The 19,714-nt window shown below is 68.8% G+C and carries 14 protein-coding genes; 3 read left to right on the top strand and 11 right to left on the bottom strand.

Annotated elements, in window-relative coordinates; genetic code table 11:
• Positions 1–51 precede the first annotated feature (51 nt).
• The 6 genes from G3I56_RS07780 to G3I56_RS07755 all read right to left on the bottom strand — a co-directional run bounded on the left by G3I56_RS07780 (position 52) and on the right by G3I56_RS07755 (position 10,412).
• Positions 52–2,364, bottom strand: coding sequence for a galactose oxidase early set domain-containing protein (locus G3I56_RS07780; protein WP_239134776.1), 2,313 nt, complete (start codon positions 2,362–2,364; stop codon positions 52–54).
• Between the two features lie 215 nt (positions 2,365–2,579).
• A complete protein-coding gene (locus tag G3I56_RS07775; protein WP_164408118.1) occupies positions 2,580–3,788 on the bottom strand; it encodes a glycosyltransferase family 2 protein in 1,209 nt (402 codons plus the stop codon).
• Positions 3,785–5,449, bottom strand: a complete 1,665-nt coding sequence (locus tag G3I56_RS07770; protein ID WP_164408117.1) for a phospholipid carrier-dependent glycosyltransferase — start codon at positions 5,447–5,449, stop codon at positions 3,785–3,787. Before G3I56_RS07770 ends, G3I56_RS07775 begins: the two co-directional genes overlap by 4 nt.
• Positions 5,446–6,711, bottom strand: coding sequence for a glycosyltransferase (locus tag G3I56_RS07765; protein WP_164408116.1), 1,266 nt, complete (start codon positions 6,709–6,711; stop codon positions 5,446–5,448). The genes G3I56_RS07770 and G3I56_RS07765 overlap by 4 nt, the downstream gene beginning before the upstream one ends.
• Before the next feature lie 232 nt (positions 6,712–6,943).
• On the bottom strand, positions 6,944–8,977 hold the full coding sequence (locus tag G3I56_RS07760; RefSeq protein WP_164408115.1) for a thioredoxin domain-containing protein: 2,034 nt from the start codon (positions 8,975–8,977) through the stop codon (positions 6,944–6,946).
• A gap of 85 nt (positions 8,978–9,062) precedes the next feature.
• A complete protein-coding gene (locus tag G3I56_RS07755) occupies positions 9,063–10,412 on the bottom strand; it encodes a recombinase family protein (RefSeq protein WP_164408114.1) in 1,350 nt (449 codons plus the stop codon).
• Positions 10,413–10,505: 93 nt separating this feature from the next.
• Between G3I56_RS07755 and G3I56_RS07750 the strand changes: the two genes are divergently transcribed.
• Entirely contained in the window at positions 10,506–13,724 is a 3,219-nt protein-coding gene (locus G3I56_RS07750) for a tetratricopeptide repeat protein (RefSeq protein WP_164408113.1), read from the top strand.
• A gap of 43 nt (positions 13,725–13,767) precedes the next feature.
• Here the strand turns inward: G3I56_RS07750 and G3I56_RS07745 are convergent, their stop codons facing one another.
• Together G3I56_RS07745 and mca are read right to left on the bottom strand one after the other, a co-directional pair.
• Positions 13,768–14,055, bottom strand: a complete 288-nt coding sequence (locus G3I56_RS07745) for a hypothetical protein (RefSeq protein ID WP_164408112.1) — start codon at positions 14,053–14,055, stop codon at positions 13,768–13,770.
• Positions 14,048–14,929, bottom strand: coding sequence for a mycothiol conjugate amidase Mca (mca, locus tag G3I56_RS07740; protein WP_203689375.1), 882 nt, complete (start codon positions 14,927–14,929; stop codon positions 14,048–14,050). Before mca ends, G3I56_RS07745 begins: the two co-directional genes overlap by 8 nt.
• Before the next feature lie 124 nt (positions 14,930–15,053).
• Here mca and G3I56_RS07735 point away from each other — a divergent pair, with 124 nt between their 5' ends.
• Positions 15,054–15,452: a DUF4307 domain-containing protein gene (locus G3I56_RS07735; protein WP_164408111.1), complete on the top strand. Its 399-nt coding sequence runs from the start codon at positions 15,054–15,056 to the stop codon at positions 15,450–15,452.
• Positions 15,453–15,668: 216 nt separating this feature from the next.
• Complete coding sequence (gene greA / locus G3I56_RS07730) at positions 15,669–16,166, top strand: transcription elongation factor GreA (protein WP_164408110.1); 498 nt, start codon at positions 15,669–15,671, stop codon at positions 16,164–16,166.
• 114 nt (positions 16,167–16,280) lie between these two features.
• Here the strand turns inward: greA and G3I56_RS07725 are convergent, their stop codons facing one another.
• From G3I56_RS07725 to ilvA, 3 genes are all read right to left on the bottom strand, one after another.
• Positions 16,281–17,126: an ABC transporter permease gene (locus G3I56_RS07725; RefSeq protein WP_164408109.1), complete on the bottom strand. Its 846-nt coding sequence runs from the start codon at positions 17,124–17,126 to the stop codon at positions 16,281–16,283.
• Positions 17,123–18,133 (bottom strand): ATP-binding cassette domain-containing protein, encoded by a 1,011-nt coding sequence (locus tag G3I56_RS07720; protein WP_164408108.1) that lies wholly within the window; start codon positions 18,131–18,133, stop codon positions 17,123–17,125. Before G3I56_RS07720 ends, G3I56_RS07725 begins: the two co-directional genes overlap by 4 nt.
• 210 nt (positions 18,134–18,343) lie before the next feature.
• Positions 18,344–19,582: a threonine ammonia-lyase gene (ilvA, locus tag G3I56_RS07715; protein WP_164408107.1), complete on the bottom strand. Its 1,239-nt coding sequence runs from the start codon at positions 19,580–19,582 to the stop codon at positions 18,344–18,346.
• Positions 19,583–19,714: the final 132 nt, after the last annotated feature.

The raw sequence follows: 19,714 nt of genomic DNA, 5'->3' as shown, positions 1-19,714 counted from the left end.
CAACGCGGGTGCGCCCTCCGGTAGTTGGGGACCGGTCCCCTTACCGCTACCTCACTTCCTCGCGCTCTTCCTCAGGTCCTGTTTCTCGCAGGCCACCCCGTTGCGGCTCGGATCGAGGCCGAGGGGGTCGTCCTTGCCGTTGATCTTCAGGCGGCCGTAGTCGTTGGCCTTGAGCCAGGCGCAGCGGGCGGCCGTCGTCTTCTTGACCTCCGCCGGGAACACCGTCGGGACGCAGACGTTGATCGAGCCGTAGTGGCGGTCACAGCCCGAGAGGGTCGGGCTGACCTGCTGCGAGGCACGCTTCTTGCCGGGGCCGGTGACCTTGCCCTTCAGGCCGTCCGCGAAGGAGTGGATGTGCGCGGAAGGGGTCGCGTCGGAGGATTCCGCGGGCATCGACATGGACATCGCCGTCGACGACAGTGCCGCCGGCCCCTGGAGGTGGACCCACTTCGCCACCGAGGGAACGCCGTTGGCGTCGACCGCGAAGAGCATGTACCAGCCGGGCGGGGCCAGGTTGGGGTTGCTCGTCACGTTGAGGTCGATGTTGTTGCCGTCGACCGACAGGGGCAGGTCCACGAACCGCTGGTTCGGGTCCGAGGAGTGCGTGACCGCGGCCGGGCGGATCAACTCCGCCTTGACGATGGGGCGGTCGACCGTGATGCGCTGCGTGTCGCCGTAGTTCCACTCACCGTCGATCACCGAAGTGATCGTCGGACGCGTGCCCTTGAGGAGGTACGGCGGGGTGTAGATCGACACGTTGTGGTTCCAGGTGCCGTTGCCCGGGTTGTCACCGGTCGACATCACCCGGCCGTCGGGCAGCAGGAACGACGACGAGTGGTAGCCGCGGGCCTGCGGATCGGCGGCCACCGGGTCGAAGGTGTTCGCCGCCGGGTCGTAGATCGACGACTCGAAGACCGGGTTGGCCCGGTTGTGCAGTGCGCCGCCGGTCTCCAGCACCTTGCCGTCCGGCAGCAGTACGGCGGAGACGTACATCTTGCCCTGGCTGCCGGTTTCGGCGACCGGACCGTTGCCGAGGTCGACCGTGCCCTGCGGCAGCGGCGGACCCGCCACGTACGCGGGGTTGGCCGCCTTGAGGTCGATGACGTCGGTCAGCCGGCCCGCGTCCGGATTGGACTCGATGTTGCCACCGCCCAGCGTCAGCACCCGCTGGTCCTGGGCCGGCGGCAGCAGCACACTCGCCGACTGGTCGCGCTGGTCCTTGTTCTGGAGCCCGGAGATCGCGGTCGTCGTGTTGGCCGCGTAGTCGTAGATCGCCGACCCGGTGCCGGGCGTGCCGTTGCCGAAGACATGGCTGCCCGAGTAGAAGAGGCGGCCGTCCTGCATCAGGATCATCGACGGGTAGAGACCCCAGTACGACCAGGTCTGGTTGACCTGCCACAGCGGCAGCCACTTCTGCTGCGCGTCCGACCACAGCTCGGCGGTCACCGAACCCGTCGAATCCTCCTTGAGCCCGCCGAAGGAGATCACGTCACCGTTGCCGAGGGCGGTCGCCGACGGGTACCAGTGACCGTCGTTCAGGTCGTTCGTCTTGCTGTACGTCTCAGTCACCGGGTCGAAGATGTACGAGTCCTTGAAGCCCTCGTAGCCGTGCCCGCCCGCGACCGGGTACGCCTTGTTGCCGCTCATCACCAGCACACGCCCGTCCTGGAGCTGGACGTGCCCGGAGCAGAACATGTCCTTCGGCGTGGGGATGACCTTGTAGGTGCCGTTGGCCGGGTCGTACACCGCGCTGGTGAACGTGCCCGCGTTGAACTGCTCCTCGCTGTTGCCGGAGCCCGCGATCAGCAACACCTTGCCGTTGTTGAGGACGACGGAGTGCATGGAGCGGACCGGGTTCTGTGTGGGCAGCACCGTCCACTTCCCGTTGGCGCACTCCTCGGCGGTGCCGGTGCAGGTGGCGGGCGGGACCGGGTCGACGACCTGCTCCATCGTGTAGTCGTCGGTCGTCGCGGAGCCCGTGCCGTACACCGAGACGCCCCACGTGATGCGGTCGGTGCCGGCCGGGACCGCCGGTGTGCGGACCGTGGCCTGGGTCCAACTACCCTGCATCTCCAGGGTTTTGAGGTCGGTCCAGTACTGCCAGCCGAGCGTCGTGTCGTGCCGGAACAGAGTGATGGCCGCGTCGGGGGTGGTCGTCTTGTACCAGAGCCCGAGGTCGTACTGCTTGCCCGCGGTCACCACGGGCGCGCAGGTCGTGTCCTCGGTGATCAGCGCCTTGCGGTCGCCACTCACCCGCCGGGTCAGCTCGACCTTCATGGCCTTCGAGCCCGAGTGGCCGCCGGTGACGGTGGAGAAGGTGAAGTCGTTGTCGCCCCACCCGGACTTCTCCCAGCAGTACGGCATGTCGCCGCTGCCCACCGTCTCGAAGCCGGGGTTGAGGACGAGGTTGGCGGCGGACGCGGGCTGGGGCGAGGTGAGGAGGAGGCCGGCGGTCAGGGCCCCGACCCCGACAAACGCAGTTCTTCTTCGGACAGTTGATCTACCTGCTGGTTTTCCCGCTGGTTTTCCCGCAGCTCTTCCTACTGCTCTTCCTGCTGTGCGGAATGTGCTGAACGGTCTCACGCGGCTCTCCTCGCTGCTTCGCTTTCGCACGCGGCTCCCTGGTGACCCCGACGCGGCAGATAGACCAGCGCTTCGGTTCCGACGAAGCGCAGGACGAAGGTCGTCACCAGCGCGAGCGCGGTGGCGGGCAGCACGCCCATCCCGAACCGGTCCACGAACAGCGCGATGAGCGGCAGCCGCAGGACGAGGTCGAGGTTGGCGATCACCGCGAACCGGCCGGCACGGTCCCACCAGCGGCGGTGCCGACGGCGGTCGCGGAACAGCAGATGCTCGATGAGCAGGAAGTTCCAGGCGACGCCCAGTTGGTTGGCGAGAATCTCGGCCGGTACGTAGTGCAGACCGGTCGCGGTGAGCCCGTACAGCCCGAGCAGGTTCGGCAGGAAGCCGGTGGCGCCGATCAGGCCGAAGCCGACCATGCGGGCGGCGGGCGAGGCGGAGCGCAGGCCGACCAGATGGCGCAGGAATCGCAGGCCCTCCTGGGCCGAGGACTTGGACTCGCCGGCGTATCGGTCCTGGAATACGAAGGGGACCTCGGTGACCTCGCGGGGGCGGCTGCGGACGGCCAGTTCGAGGAGGATCTTGTAGCCGAGGGGCTGGAGGATGTCGGCGGTGACCGCGCTGCGCCGGATCGCGAAGAACCCGCTCATCGGGTCGCTGATGCCGTGCAGCCTGCGCGGGAACAGGGATTTGGTCAGCCAGGTCGCGCAACGGGACACGGCCACGCGGTAGTTGCCCGCGAGCCCGGCCCGGCTGCCGCCCTTGATGTACCGGGAGGCGACCACGAGCCCGGCGTTGGCCCGCTCACCGGTGGCCACCAACTCAGGTACCAGGGAAGGCGGATGCTGGCAGTCGCCGTCCATGACGACGATCCAGTCGGAGGTCGCCGCCTTGATGCCCTCGACGACCGCGCCACCGAGCCCGCCCACCGCCTCCTCGCGGTGGATGACGGTGACGGGGAACGGGCAGTCCTGCGCGGCCTCGGAGATCACCGCGGGCGTGTCGTCCGTGGAGTCGTCGACGAAGACGACCTCGCAGGGCAGCCGCGACGGCACCGACTCGGTGATCCGGCGCAGCAACTCCCCGATGTTCGCGGACTCGTTGAAAGTCGGTACGACGATGGTGACGGCACCGGGCTCCGCCACTTCCGCCGCGCGTACGGCCGGATCGCCCAGTTCACCGGGGACAGTGCTTTCGAAGCTGCTCATCGGACGACGCCTCCCGTGGCCTCGATATGGCGGATCTCGATCCGGTCGTCACCGGTGCCGAAGGTGGCCACCGGGGTCGAATGGTCCATCGCGGCCTTGACGTTGGGCAGATCGACCGCGTCGCGCCGTACTGTCGGAGAGGCGACGACGTAGTCCAGGTCCTTCCAGCCCCTGGGCATCGTCTTCGTCACGGCCGGGTCGAGGTCGGCCTTGTAGAACCAGATGACGCCGAGCCCGGGCTTGTACCCCGCGTGCACGAGGTCGAGCCAGAGCGCGTCGTCGACGAGCACCCGGGTGTGCGCCGGGTCGGCAACCTCGGTAGCGAGCCACCTGGAGGCGGCGCGGTACGGGGCGTTGGCGTCGGCGGTGAGGGCGGTACGGTCACCGTCGTACCAGCGCGGCACGACGTACGCGGCCGACGCGGCGACGAGGACCGCGGCAACCGCGTACCGCACCCAGGTGAGTCGCCGTTTCTCTCCTTCGGCGCGCCGCCGGCGCAGTACCGCGTGGGCGACGCTCGCGATGCCTCCGGCGAGGACCAGGGCGAGGAAGGGCAGCGCCTGGATGACGTACATCGCGGGCAGATAGCCGCTGGGGCGCATCGCGACCAGGGCGAGGATGCCGACGGTGAGGGCCGGTCCGGCGAGTGCACGGGCGGTCACCGACCAGCGCCAGGAGGCGATGAGGAGCAGGGCGCCGGCGAGGCCCCCGAGGGGCAGCACACGGTCGTAGTAGAGCCAGGACTGCAGGACGCCGTACGAGCCGGAGCCCTTGTCGAGGATGAAACCCGAACCGGGCCTGGTCATCTGGTACGTGAGCCCGTCGAACAGCGAGACGTGGCCGCCGCCCGGGAACAACTCGCCCTTGAGCAGGGCGAACAGGGGGTAGGAGAGGCCGATCAGGGCGCAGGCGGTGATGGCCCCGGTGAGCGCGAACTTGCGGGTGTCGCGGTGGCCGTGCCGCCACATGGTGACCAGCAGGGCGGGCAGGATGACGAGCACCGTCTCCTTGGTGAGCACCGCCGCCGCAGCCGCGAGACCGGCGCCGAAGTGGTGCCACAGGTGACGGCTCGGGGAGGCCGCGAGGGTGAAGGCGAGCAGCACCCACATCACCGCGATGTTGTCGAGGAAGATCTCCCGCTGGAGCACGACCGACAGCGGCGAGAGTCCGAACAGCGCCATGGCGAGGCCCGCGGCCCAGCGGGGCAGTGACAGACGGCGCCCCAGGACGTAGACGAGGACCGCGCTGGCCGCGCTGACCAGCAGCATCGCGACGCGCATCGAGCCGACGGTCATCGAGTCGGGGCTGAACAGTGACGGGATCCAGGTCAGGGCGGCCAGCTGGATCCAGCCGAGGGGCGGATGGTCGTACCAGTACGTGTAGTGGGCGAGGCCCTTGCCCTGCTGCACGGCCCACGCCTGCGCGAGGTAGGTGCCCTCGTCGTCGCTCAGGGTCGGATAGTCGGCGATGTTCCAGCCCTGCACGACCATGATGACCACGAGCAGAAGACCGCAGGTCAGAAGGTCGGGGCGGGCGGATCGGAGGCGGCCCCAGCGGCTCGGCGACGGAGTTTCCCGAGGCGCGGAACCAATTTCGGGCGCAGGCTGCCGCTGTGCGGGGACCTTGGGAACCGTGGTCACCGCGGGGAGGGTGGAAGTCACGCGGGAACATCCTCTCGGAACTCAACGGAGTTGAGGTGTGCGCCGACGTGACTGGTCAACTCCCAGTCGCTGCGGCCGCGTTGCTCACGCCACACGGCGCGCACGGCGGCCCCGGCGAGGACCACCTGGTAGAAGGGGCCGCCCACGACGAGCTTGAGATAGTGGACGGGACGGACCCGGAGCCCGTACTGCTTGCCGAAGTCGTGCAGTCCGACGAGCTCGAAGACGAAGGTCACCATGGCGGTGACGAGCGGCAGGAACGTGATGAACGCGACCCCGACGGGCACGTCGAGGAAGAGCGCGACAGCCACGTTGAGCGGGATCACCACCCCGGAGATCGCCTGGAGATAGGGCGTCATCAGGGTGTAGCGGGCAAGCAACCGCTGCCCGAATCCCGGGAGTTGTTTCCAGTCCCCCTTCCGGTACACCTGAAGGAAGCCCTGGTTCCAGCGGGTGCGCTGCTTGAGCAGCGACATCAGCGAGCCCGGGGTCTCCTCCCTGGTCACCATGTCGGAGTCGTAGGCGACGACGACCTTCTTGCCGACGCTGGACAGCCGTACGCCCAGATCACAGTCCTCGGCAAGGCAGTCGGGGTCCCAGCCGGCCGCGTCCCGCAGCACCTCGGTCCGTACGAAGACGGTGTTGCCGCCGAGTGGGATGAACCCCTTCTGCGCGTGCAGATGGAGCCGCGACCGGAACCAGAAGAAGTACTCCAGGCAGTTGCGCAGGCTGTACCAGCTGGAGTTGAAGTTGATGAGCTGGACACCGCCCTGGACGACGTCCGCGCCGGTGGTCCGGAACGCGTGGTCGACGTGGGAGAGCAGCTCCGGGTGGACCTGGTCCTCCGCGTCGAAGACCCCGACGATGTCGCCGCGGCAGTGCGGCAACGCCGTGTTCATGGCCCTCGGCTTGTTCTTCCTCTCGTGGGTGTCCACGACGACCCGGACGCGCGCGTCGCGTTCGGCGGCCCGATCGGCCACCGCCGCGGTCTCGGGGTCGTCGTGCCCGACGATGACGATGATCTCGAAGTCGGTATGACCGGATTCGAGGAGGCGCTGGATGGTGTGGTCCAGGACGGCCTGCTCGTGCCGGGCGGGCAGCAGGAGCGAGAACGACAGTCCCTCACCGCCGTCCGGTCTGTTGAATCGGGTGGAGGCAAGCACTTCCGGCGTACGCCAGGCGTGCATCTGCCACCACAAGGTGAAGGCGGCCATCCAGAACAGGGCCAGCGAAACGGCAGCGATGAAGACAGATGTGAGCAACAGATCCCCCCAGATCCCATACCCCCTGTCGCGACAGGGAGTTACCCCTGCCGCGTTCCGGTGGCGAACCTAGGGGAGGAGTGTGAAGGGGGCGAACTCTTCCGATAAATAGCATGTTTCCGAACGGTGGAGCCTCTAGCCGGATGTATCGGAACACATCCGTAAATCCAGCCCGCCGAACGCGGCGCAGGAAGCCGCGTTCTCTCCCGGTTCACCCTGGTTGGGGCATCTTTCAGCCGCCCAGCGCGACGCGCAGGCGCTCCGGATCGGTCGTCGGAACGTCACAGGTGAAGTTACGGCAGACGTACGCGGTCGGTTCACCGCCGACGAGAATCCGCCCGCCGAGCAACGGCAACTCGTCACTGTCCGCAGTCCCCGCCGCGACGACAGCACCCGGAGCGGTGGACAGAAGTGCCGTACGGTGCAGGACAGTTGTGGCCGGATCATCGAGCGCCGGCCCGACGACGGCAACCTCCCGGGGCCCGTCGAGCAGCGCCTCGGCGACAGCGAGCCCCCACCCGATGAACCGCGGCACACGCGGACCGAGCGCCTTCACGACCCCCAACGCCCGCTCGGCGGCGGCCCGATGGGGCTCGGAACCGGTCTGGGCGGCGTACCCGAGCAGCGCCCCCGCGGCGGCCGTCCACCCGGAGGGCACCGCGTTGTCGGTCGGATCCTGAGGCCGCCGGATGAGCTGCTCGGCGTCACTGGCGGTGTCGTACAGGGCACCCGACTCCGCGTCGACGAACCGCACGAGCACATGGTCGAGCAGGAATCCGGCGAACTCCAGCCACACCCCTTCCCCCGTCACGGAGGCAAGGGCGAGGAACCCCTCGGCGACATCGGCGTAGTCCTCCAACACCCCGGCGTTCGTTCCGACTTGACCGTCCTTGCTGGTACGGGCGAGGTGGACCCGGTCGTCCAGATGAACCCGTACGAGGAGATCGGCGCCGGCCAGCGCGGCGTCCACGAGGTCCGGCCGCTCGAAGTAGGCGCCGGCCTCGGCGAGCGCGGCGACGGCGAGCCCGTTCCACGCGGCGACCACCTTGTCGTCCCGCCCGGGAGCGGGCCTCTCGCGACGGGCGTCGAGCAATCGCGCCTTGACGGACTCGATCTTCTCGGCGTCGAACACGCCCTCGTGCTGCGGAAGTTGGAGAACAGATGCGCCCTCCTCGAAGGTGCCGTCCGCCGTCACGCCGAAGTAGTGCGCGGCAAGCTCCGCGTCCTCGTCGCCGAGCACCTCGGTGAGCTGGGCCGGCGTCCACACGTAGTAGGCACCTTCGACGTGCTTGCCTGCCCCGTCGTCGCTGTCGGCATCGAGCGCGGAAGCGAACCCCCCTTCGTTCGTGCGGAGTTCACGCACCATGAAGTCGGCGGTCTCCAGTGCGACGCGCCGGGCGAGCTCGGAACCGGTGGCGCGCCAGAGATGGGCGTACACACGGCACAGCAGCGCGTTGTCGTACAGCATCTTCTCGAAGTGGGGCACGACCCACTCCCGGTCGACGGAGTACCGGGCGAAGCCACCGCCGAGCTGGTCGTAGATCCCGCCCCTGGCCATGCGCTCGCAGGTGTCCTGGGCCATCTGCAGCGCCCCCTCGGCCCCCGTACGGGCGCTGTGCCGCAGCAGGAACTCCAGGGCCATGGACGGCGGGAACTTCGGGGCGCCGCCGAATCCGCCGCGCTGGGCGTCGTACTCCCGGGTGAGCCCGAGCAGCGCCCGCGCCTGCTCCTCCTCACCGGGCGCCTCGGTGCCGCCGTACTGGAGCTCCCTCTCGGCGAGGTCCCGTGTGATCTTCCCTGCGACCTCGGAGACCTCGTCCCGCCGGTCGGTCCAGGCGGCCCGGACCCCCTCCAGCACCTCCCGGAAGGAGGGCATGCCGCTGCGGGGCTCGGGCGGGAAGTAGGTACCGAAGTAGAAGGGCTCGGCGTCCGGCGTGAGAAACACCGTCATGGGCCAGCCGCCCTGTCCGGTCGCCGCCTGGACGGCCTCCATGTAGACGGCGTCGACGTCGGGACGCTCCTCGCGGTCGACCTTGATGTTCACGAAGTGCTCGTTCATGAAAGCGGCGACTGCTTCGTCCTCAAAGCTCTCGCGAGCTAGGACATGACACCAATGGCAGCTGGAATAGCCGACGCTCAGGTGTACGGCAACACCCCGCTGTCGCGCCTCCGCGAAGGCCTCGGCCGACCAGGGCCACCAGTCGACCGGGTTGTCGGCGTGCTGGAGGAGATAGGGGGACGTCTCATGGGCCAGTCGGTTCGGCATGGGGTCCATCCTGCCGGACGGGCCCGGCCAACCGTGCGACGGCCACTTCTCATAAGGTCACGCCCACCGACGCAACCCGATCCCCTCAGCGTCGGACGGGTTCCAGCCGCGAGTAGTCCCACACACGGCTTCCCTTCATCCCAGGTCGGACGATGCAATGGGTGAGGACGGACGCGATGACTCCTCGCTTTTCCTCAAGACTCATCTCGCCGGACTGCCAGCGTTGTCGCACAGACTCGGGCAGCCTCGTATGCTCCGGAGTTTCGGGAAACAGCAGGTGTTCCAGGGTCTCGTCGGCCAACGGTCCGCTGATGGCACATCGCCCGCAGCTACGGCAGGCATAGACGTAGGGACTCCGCTTGCTTCTCCCTTTCTGAGCGCACATCGCTCCGCAGCACATCGTGCCGTCGGGGCGCTCCGCCCCACAGCGGAGAAAGCCAGTGGCGAGGCGACTGGGGGCAGGTTTCCTCTTCCCAGTGAGTCTCGGAGCACCACTGCCCCTGTGCAGGTAGAGACTGCCGGGCGAAAACGTCCCGCATACTGCTTGCCACTGATCTGGGGCCACGATGGGTTCCCACTGGCCCAGTACGGGCTGCCGCGTCTCCGGCATCAGCAGCAGCTCACCCCTGTTCGCCCGGTATCCGCACACCCTGGGCGCGGTGAGGATCTGTGTGACCGTCTGGGCGTTGGGTCTACCGCCACGGGTGCCGGTGGCTCCGAGATCACACCAGTCCCGCGCGATGGCCCGGATCGCCTTCCCTTCGATGCGGTCCGTGATCGCCTGCTCGACGAGTTGGGCCTCATCCGGGTGAAGAGTGATCCTGTCCTCCCGCCAGCCGAAGGGACGCGGCCCGCTGTGCGGCACCCCCTCGACGGCGCGCGCCCAGTGCCAGTCCGTCAGCCTCCTGCTCCGGATTCGCGTTTCCGTGATCGCCGCGTTCAGCGAGCGCACGGCCTGCATCAACCCATCCTGCGAGTACGGATCTCGGACGCCCTCCGCATCGACGTAAACGCGTCCCGGCCGACAGGTCAGTGCCTCGAAGAACTGTGCAAGATCCTCCGCCCGGCGATACAGCCGGTCGTCCGCGACGCAGACGACCCCTTCGATCTGTTGTCCGCTGTCGGTGTGCCCACGCACCAGGTCGGCGACCAGACGGTTGAACTCAGGCCGCACGATCCCTGCCCTGGACGCGCTGAGGCCGTTGTCGCTGTAGGCCTCGACCACCCTGCAGCCATGTTCGTGCGCGGTCCGCTCATTGATGAGCAACTGATGGCGCACACCGTGTCCGTCACGCTGGCGGATGTCCTCGGACGTCCGCGCATAGGAAACAACCGGAATCAGTCCGGCCGGTCGACTCTCATCACGCTTTTCCACACCCCCGGATCGATAATGATCTCGACATACGGATGAACGAGCGAGCCACTCGAACGTCACGGACCCGGCTCCACTGATCGTTGGCCCTCTCGCGCTCTTGCCTTCCGCGACGGACACTCATAGGCAAAGCAGGTGACGTCAGAGGGGGACACCATGCGGGACAGCCACCGGGCGGAAGCCGAGCGGCTGTTGGGCCGGGCCGTGGAGGAAGAGGTGCGGCAGTCCGGGGGGCGTACGGACGGGGGTGCGCTGCTCACCCGGGCGCGCGGGGCGCTGGACACCATGGCGCAGTCGTCCGCGGAGGAGTACGCCGCGTACACGCGGGCGCTCGACGAGGCGAAGGCCGGGCAGCTCACCTTCGGGCAGCGCTACGCCCGGGAGGGTGCCGGAACTCCGTTGCTGGTGGCGGCTGTTGCCGCGCTCGCGGCAGGCATCGCCGACCTGGCGCTCGGCACCGGCACAGGCACCGCCGTGGGGGCGGCGCTGACCGTGGGTGTCGTGGGCGCCGCCGCGACCGTCCTAAAGGTGACCGCCTCCCATCTGCCGGCCGCCCACCACCGGGCCGGAGCGGTGAGTCAGCCCGGCGGGCCCGAACAGCTGCGGCTGACCTGGCTGACGGCGCTGGAGGTACGCGGCATCCGGCCGTTCCTCGACCAGCAGCGGGTGCTCAGCGCGTCCACCGGGCCGAAGAAGTCGGGGCCGAGGCTGCGCGGCAGCGACAAGAGCGCGGCGGCCCGCACGCGTAGCGTCCTCGATCAGTCGTTCGCCCAACTCCCGGACCCGGACGAGCCGTTCGCGGGCCGACGGCAGGAACTGGCCCGTATCCGGCAGTGGGTGCACGCGGCCCGGGCGAGTACGGAGACCCGGCCGACCCTGGTCGTCCTGCACGGCGCGTCCGGCAGTGGCCGCAGCGCGCTCGCCATCCACGCGGCGCACGATCTGCGGGACCAGTTCCGGGGCGCGTGCGTGGTGGATCTGCGCGGCGACAGTCCGAAGGAGCCGCCGCTGCCCACCCGCGACGCCCTTCTGTACCTGCTCAACCGGCTCGGCGCCTCCCGCGAACAGTCGCTCTTCCGCGAGCGTTCCTCACCGGACCAGCAGGTCAGAAGGCTGACCGAGCTCTACAACCAGCATCTCACCGGGGTCCCGGTGACGATCGTCCTGGACGACGCCCAGGACCCCGAGCAGGTCCGCACGCTCATCCCGGAGCGCTCCGACAGCCTCGTCATCGTCACCGCCCGCGAGCCTCTCGCCCTTCCGGCAGACCTGCCCTTCTGGGTCCATCAGCTGCCAGTGGAGCCCCTGGACGCGGCGGGCGCGGAGGAGCTGCTGAACGCGTCCGCGCAGGCCGAGCCGGGGTCGGGATCAAGTCCGTACGATGCCGAATCCGCCGAGCGGATAAGGGAGTTGTGCGGCGGGCTGCCACTGGCGCTGCGCGTCGCGGGCTCCTCGCTGGGCCCGCGCAGCCAGCGCCGGCTGGCCGCCGACCTGGGCGCGTACGGCCCGGTCGAGCCGGTGGAGCGGGTGCTGTGGCTGCGTTACACCGACCAGTCGGATCAGGCCCGGCGGCTGCTGCGCAGGCTGGCGCTGGCAGGCCGGGCCTCGCTCGGCGCGGCTGCTGCCGCTGCCCTCCTCGCCACGGACCGGACGGAGGCGACCCGTCAGCTTGACGCGCTCGCCCGCGCGGGCCTGATCGACCATGTCCGGGGCAGCCGTTACCGCCTGCACGACCTGGTCCGTGCCTTCGCGCAGGCCCGCCTCCAGGACGAGGAGGAACCGGCGGAGCGCACGGCCGCGCAGGAACGCCTGATCGTGAGCTACGGCGAGCTGGCCGACTCGGTGCTGCGCCTGGTCGACGGCAACATGTCGACCCGCTCGGACCGCTTCAGCCCGCACGGCTTCACCTCCCTCGACGAGGCGCTGCGCTGGCTGGACGACGAGTCGAGCTTCATCACGGCGACGCTGCGGCACGCGGACGGCGTCAACCAGGCCGCCGTACTCAACCTGCTGGGCGCGTTGTGCGACTACTGCCTGCTGCGCGGCGATCTCTACCGGCTCGGCGAGATCAGTGAGCTGGCGGAGTCGGTGGACCAGGGGCTGCTGGTCCGCTCGGTGCAGTGGCGTACGGGTATCGCGGCCCGTCAGCTGGGCGAGCTGGACAAGGCACGCACAACGCTCACCTCGGTCGTCGAGCTGTACATGGAGGCCCACCACGACGCGGGCGCCGCCCGGGCCCTGTGCTCGCTCGGCATCACGCTGCATCACCAGGGCAACCTGATCGAGGCGGCGGCGAAACTCCAGGAGGCCCTGGACCTCCAGCAGGCGCCCGAACTGGCGACCGACCGCGCCTGGACGATGCACGCCCTCGCCGCCGTCGAGCGTGACCGCTCCCGCCTCGCCGAGGCCTGGGACCTGCTGACCCGTTCCCTGGTCCTGCACAAGGAGGGCGAGTCGATCCACGGCGAGGCGTGGGCCCACTTCCAGCTCGGTCAACTGGGCCTGCGGATGGGCGACGTACCGCGCGCCGAGTCCGAACTGCGCACGGCCCTCGATCTGTACGGCCGTACGCGCGACGCCCGTGGCGAGGCCTGGGCCCTGACCCAGCTGGCCCGGGCCCGGCTGGTCGCCGGGGACGCGTCGGCGGCGGTGGACGGGCTGCGGCGGGCGGCGGCCGTGCACCGGGACAACGAGGACGCGCGCGGCGAGGCGTGGTCGGTCTACTACCTGGGCCAGTCCCTGGAGGAGACGGGCAACCTGGATCTGGCGGTCCGCGAGCTGGAACGTTCCCGCACGATGTTCTCCCGCATCCGGGACGTCTACGGCCTGGCCTGCGCCCGCCATCACTCGGCCCGCGTCACCCGTGACCAGCGGGCCGTCCAGACGGGCTCGCTGCGCAACTCGGGCTTCGCCCGCCAGCTCCTGGTGGACGCCCGCGCCGACTTCCAGCGCATCGGGGTGGCCCACGGCGAGGCCTGGACCTGCCTGGAGCTCGCGATCGTCGACGCGGGCAACGCCCGCACCCAGCAGGCGCTGGCTCTGTGCGACGAGGCGATCGGCCTGTTCACCTCGTACGGCGACCGGCGCGGCGAGGACTGGGCGCGTTTCCTGCGCTGCACCCTGCTGCCGTACGCGGCCCCCGGCGGCGTCGACATCGGCACGGCGGTGGCCCAGGAGGAGCTGTCCCAGCTCTCCCGCAGCCGCCACCCGTCCCGCGACGACAAGCTCGACGACTTCGTCGACGCCTACCAGCTCCTCCTGGAGCGCGGTGTGGCCCTGGAGTCGGGCTGGCAGGGGTGGCGCCTGGGCATGATCCCGAACCGGCACGCCCGGGAGGTCATGGGGGTGCCGGTGGCGGCGGCAGGCCGGCGGTAGGGCGGGAGGCACGGTCACCGGGTGCAGGGCACCCGGTGCGGCCTCAGTCCTGCGCGGAACCCTTGGCCGATCCCCTGGCCGCTCCGTTGGCCGCCCCGCTTGCCGTTTCCTTGGTGGCGGCGGGGGTTTGCTCGGGGTCCGGCGCCTCCTTGAACTCGATCCTGCCCATCTGCTTGTTCATGGACTTCATCAGGGCCCACACGGCGAGAGCCATCACCGCGAACACGATGAAGCCGAGGACACCGGGGGTCACCTTGTCCTCGTCGACCTCCGCCGCGAACGGAAGGAGATGTGTCATTGCCAGGCTTGCGCTTGCGCTCATGTCAGGCATTGTCGCGGATGCCCGCAAAGAGGTCGTCCTCGGGGAGGGAAGTGTCCACGAGCGACTTCGCGAGCTCGTACTCCTCCGTCGGCCAGACCTCCCGCTGAAGCTCCATCGGCACCCGGAACCAGCCCCCGTCGGGGTCGATCTGGGTGGCGTGCGCGAGCAGCGCCTTGTCGCGGATCTCGAAGAAATCGGCGCACGGAACATGCGTGGTCAGCGTGCGCTCGGTGCGCTCGAACTCCGACCACCGCTTCAGCCAGTCCCCGTACGGCGACTCCATGCCGCGCTCGATCAGCGCGTTGTGCAGCGCCTCGGTGCGCGGCCGGTTGAAGCCCTGGTTGTAGTACAGCTTCCGCGGCTGGTACACCGGGCCGAATTCCGACTCCGGGTAGGTCTCGGGGTCGGCGGCGCCCTCGAAGGCCACCATCGAGATCGTGTGGGTCATGATGTGGTCGGGGTGCGGGTACCCGCCGTTCTCGTCGTACGTCGTGATCACCTGCGGGCGGAACGAGCGGATCTGCTTCACCAGTTCCCCGGCCGCCTTGTCCACGTCCTCCAGGGCGAAGCAGCCCTCGGGGAGCGGAGGCAGCGGGTCGCCCTCGGGCAGGCCGGAGTCGACGAAACCGAGCCACTCCTGCTTGATGCCGAGGATCTCGCGGGCCTCGTCCATCTCCTTCTTGCGTACCTCGTGGATGTTCTCCTCGATGTACTTGTCGCCCTGCAGTTTCGGGTTGAGGATGGACCCGCGCTCCCCGCCCGTGCAGGTCACGACGAGCACGTCCACCCCCTCGGACACGTACTTCGCCATGGTGGCCGCACCCTTGCTCGACTCGTCGTCGGGGTGCGCGTGCACGGCCATCAGTCGCAGCTGGTCAGTCAAGACTCAATCCTCGTAAGTCGGCATCCGGTGTGAGCGGGTGCGATGAGCGGCTTCTATAGTGACCGAACCGAGCGGCCAATAATTCCGGGGCCCGGCTTTCCGGGCCTTCGCGGAGAGGACGATCATGAGTACGGCGAGCACGCGACTGCCCGAGGGACGGTACGGCCGCTCCACGGACGAGCGGGCCGACCGCAAGCTCAAGATCGTCGCCGCTGTCCTCGGTTCGGTACTGCTCGTCGTGGTCGGCTGGTTCGGTTACCACTACGTCGTCGGCAACAAGATCAGCGCCGAGATCATCACCTTCAAGACGTACGACGACTCGGTCAAAGTGCATCTGGAGGTCCGCAAGGACTCCGGCACGAACGGCTACTGCACGGTCCGCTCCCAGGCCGAGAACGGTGCCGAGGTCGGCCGCGCCGACTTCCGCTTCGACGGTGACGCCACCCGCATCGACCGGCTCGTCACACTCCGTACGACGTCCCAGGGGACCACGGCCGAGCTGCTCGGCTGTCACAGCGACTGAGGCCGCCGGCCGGGTCATCAGTGGGGCCATCAGCGGGGGTCATCAGTGGGGTCACACTCATCACACAAGTGCTGACCTGCGCTGACGTTTTTCTGATGGCTTATGTCCTCCCCCTGTCGCCGCTGAATTGTTAGGCTCGTGGTTTCGCCCATCCGTGAAGGAACATTCTTCTGGTAGGGCGTTGCTTTGTATTCCCAGTACCTACGAGGAGCACCTGTGACCCAGACCAGCGAGAACGTCACCTGGCTCACCCAGGAGGCGTACAACAAGCTCAAGGACGAGCTTGAGCACCTTACTGGTCCTGCGCGCACGGAGATCTCCGCCAAGATCGCCGCTGCACGCGAGGAGGGCGACCTGCGCGAGAACGGCGGGTATCACGCCGCCAAGGAGGAGCAGGGCAAGCAGGAACTCCGTGTGCGCCAGCTGACCCAGCTCCTGGAGAACGCGAAGGTCGGCGAGGCTCCGGCGGCGAACGGTGCGGTCGCGCCCGGCATGGTCGTGACCATCGCCTTCGACGGCGACGAGGACGACACGCTGACCTTCCTGCTCGCGTCACGCGAGTACGCCAGCTCCGACATCGAGACCTACTCGCCGCAGTCTCCGCTCGGCAGCGGGGTGAGCGGCAAGAAGGTCGGCGCGGACGCGCAGTACGAGCTGCCCAACGGCAAGCGCGCCAACGTGAAGATCCTGAAGGCAGTGCCCTACCAGAGCTGACCTTCCGGAACCGACCCTTCGAACCTGTCGGACCCGTCGGAATCCCTTGCCTCGGCCCTTACGAGCCCCCGGCGCCCAGTGGGCGCCGGGGGCATCGTCATGCCCGGGTCGCCGTCATGCCGTGGCGGAGCGGTACTTGCGGACCGCCAGGGTCCTGAATATGAGGACGATCAGGACCGAGTAGATGACCGAGGCCCACACGGGGTGCTGCATGGGCCAGGCGTCCGACGGTGAGACGCCGGGGTTGCCGAACAGTTGCCGGCAGGCCTGCACCGTGGCGCTGAACGGGTTCCAGTCGGCGACGTGACGCAGCCAGGGGGTCATCCGGCTGGAGTCCACGAACGCGTTCGACACGAAGGTGACCGGGAAGAGCCAGATCAGTCCGCCGGACGTCGCCGCCTCGGGCGTACGCACGGACAGGCCGATCAGGGCGCCGATCCAGGTGAACGCGTATCCCGTCAGGAGAAGCAGCCCGAAGGCACCGAGCACCTCACCGATGTTGGTGTGGGTGCGCCAGCCGACCAGCAGGGCGACCACCGCCAGTACGAACAGCGTGAGCGCCGTCTGCACGAGGTCGGCGAGCGTGCGCCCGGTGAGCACCGCGCCGCGCGCCATGGGCAGGGAGCGGAAGCGGTCGATGAGGCCCTTGTGCATGTCGTCGGCGATGCCCGCGCCGGCACCCGCCGTGGCGAAGGTGACGGTCTGGGCGAAGATGCCGGCCATCAGGAACTCGCGGTAGGTGCCGGGGTCCGTGGAGCCGTCGATGTTCATGGAGCCACCGAAGACGTACGCGAAGAGCACCACGAACATGATTGGTTGGATCAGCCCGAATATCACCATCTCGGGGATCCTGGTCATGCGGAGCAGGTTCCGCTTCGCGATGACCAGGGAGTCGCGGATCAGTTGGCTGAAGGGGTTCGTGGGCGCCGTTGCGGGCACCGCGTCGGTGACGGCACTCACTTGTCGGTCTCCTTTCCGTTCTCTTTCCCGCTTTGCTTCGCGCCGTTCTCCTCGTCCTTCACCTCGGCCAGGTGGCCCGTCAGGGAGAGGAAGACGTCGTCGAGGGTCGGGCGGCGCAGGCCGATGTCGTCGATCTCGATGCCGCGGGTGTCCAGTTCACGGATGACCTCCGCGAGGAGCTTCGCGCCGCCTGTGACGGGCACCGTGAGTTTGCGCATGTGTTCCTGGACGGTGACCTCGCCCTGGCCCTTACCGAAGGCGCCCAGCACCTCGGACGCGGTCGTTATGTGCTCGCGCTCGTGCACGACGACCTCGACGCGCTCGCCGCCGGTGCGGGCCTTGAGCTGGTCGGAGGTGCCGCGGGCGATGACACGGCCGTGGTCGACCACCGCGATGTCGTGCGCGAGGTGGTCGGCCTCCTCCAGATACTGCGTGGTCAGCAGCAGCGTCGTCCCTCCGGAGACCAACTGCTTGATTACTTCCCACAGTTGCTGGCGGTTGCGCGGGTCGAGGCCGGTCGTCGGTTCGTCCATGAACATCACCGGCGGAGAGACGACCAGGGCCGCCGCGAGGTCGAGTCGGCGGCGCATGCCTCCGGAGTAGGTCTTCGCGGGGCGGTCGGCGGCGTCCGCGAGGTGGAACTGCTCCAGCAGTTCGGCCGCGCGGGCCTTCGCCGCCTTCGCCTTCATCTGGTACAGCTGACCGACCATCTGGAGGTTCTCGCGGCCGGTCAGATACTCGTCGACCGCGGCGAACTGGCCGGAGAGGCCGATCGAGCGGCGGACGGCGTCGGGGTGCTTCAGGACGTCGATGCCCGCGACGACCGCCGAGCCGCTGTCGGGCCGCAGCAGGGTCGTCAGACAGCGGACGGTGGTGGTCTTGCCGGCTCCGTTCGGCCCGAGCAGACCGAGGACCGTGCCCTCCGGGACGTCCAGATCGACGCCGTCCAGAGCCCTTACGTCACCGAAGGTCTTCACCAGGCCTTCGGCATAGATGGCGCCTGGCATATCTGTTCTCCACGTCGTTGGGGATTACCGCAAGAGCCTAGATTTTTCTCCTTCGTCCCGCCCGGCGAGCCGGAGAAGAAGGATTGGGTTGAGGTTGAGGATGAGAGAGCGGCCGAGAGTGCGGGTGCAGTGGCGTGACACACACCATAACGCGATGTATCGCGTCTCTCAATACATTTTTCCGGAGGCCACCCGTCCGAGTGAGTGACCTCAGTCGATGACGAGGTATCCGGCCTCGCGCAGCGCCAGACCGACCTCGGCGCAGTGCGTCGGACCCTTCGTCTCCAGGTGCAGCTCGACCTCCGCCTCCGTGAGCCCCAGCCGCGGATCGGTCCGGACATGGCTCACGTCGAGGACATTAGCGTCGACCACTGACAACACCCCGAGCAGCGTCGCGAGGGCGCCCGGCCGGTCCGTCAGACGCAGCCGAACCGCCAGGTAGCGGCCCTGTGCGGCCATGCCGTGACGCAGGATGCGCTCCAGCAGCACCGGGTCGACGTTGCCGCCGGACAGCACCGCGACGACCGGTCCCTCGAAGGCCCCGGGCTCGCTCAGCAGTGCCGCGACCGGGCTCGCCCCCGCCGGTTCCACGACGAGCTTGGCGCGCTCCAGGCAGAGCAGCAGCGCGGCCGACAGCTCGTCCTCGCTGACCGTGCGGACCTCGTCGACCAGCTCGCCGATGATCCCGAACGGCACGTCGCCGGGCCGCCCGACCTTGATCCCGTCGGCCATCGTGACCGGGTTGGCGACCGACACCGGCCGACCGGCCGCCAGCGAGGGCGGATACGCGGCGGCTCCCGCCGCCTGTACGCCCACGATCCGTACGTCGGGCCGCACCGACTTCACTGCGACCGCGATCCCGGCGGCCAGGCCGCCCCCGCCGATCCCGACGAGGATCGTGCGTACCTCGGGGCACTGTTCCAGGATCTCCAGGCCCACCGTGCCCTGCCCGGCGATGATGTCGGCGTGGTCGAAGGGGTGGATCAGCACCGCGCCCGTCCGGTCCGCGTGCTCCTGGGCGGCGATCAGCGTCTCGTCGACGACCTGGCCGTGCAGCCTCACCTCGGCGCCGTACTCGCGGGTGGCGCTGATCTTCGGCAGCGGGGCACCCTGCGGCATGAACACGGTGGCACGCACGCCGAGCAGCGCCGAGGCCAGCGCGACCCCCTGCGCGTGGTTGCCCGCACTGGCCGCGACGACACCGGCGGCCCGCTCCTCGGGCAGCAGCCCGGCGATACGGACGTACGCTCCGCGCAGCTTGAAGGACCCGGTCCGCTGGAGGTTCTCGCACTTGAGGTGCACCGGCGCGCCCACCAGCTGGGACAGATACCGGCTGCCCTCCATGGCCGTCACCCGTGCCACACCCATGAGCATCTTCTGGGCACCGCGTACGTCGTCGAGCGTGACGGGCCTCAGGGAGTGCAAGGAGTCAGCCGTGCTGTAGCTCATGACCCAAGTCTCGCAGTTCACAGGCGCGCGCTCACGGTGTGACCAAGCTCCGAGATCGGTTTTCGCAGCGTCGGTACGGGCCGCCTTTCTGCCGCGTACCCTGTCCCCCAACCCAGCACCCCTTTGATGAAG

The sequence above is a fragment of the Streptomyces sp. SID12488 genome (genome assembly GCF_010548275.1).
GTDB lineage: Bacteria > Actinomycetota > Actinomycetes > Streptomycetales > Streptomycetaceae > Streptomyces.
The sequence above is the reverse complement of the archived record's forward strand: the minus strand, read 5'-3'. Positions and strand labels throughout refer to the sequence as shown.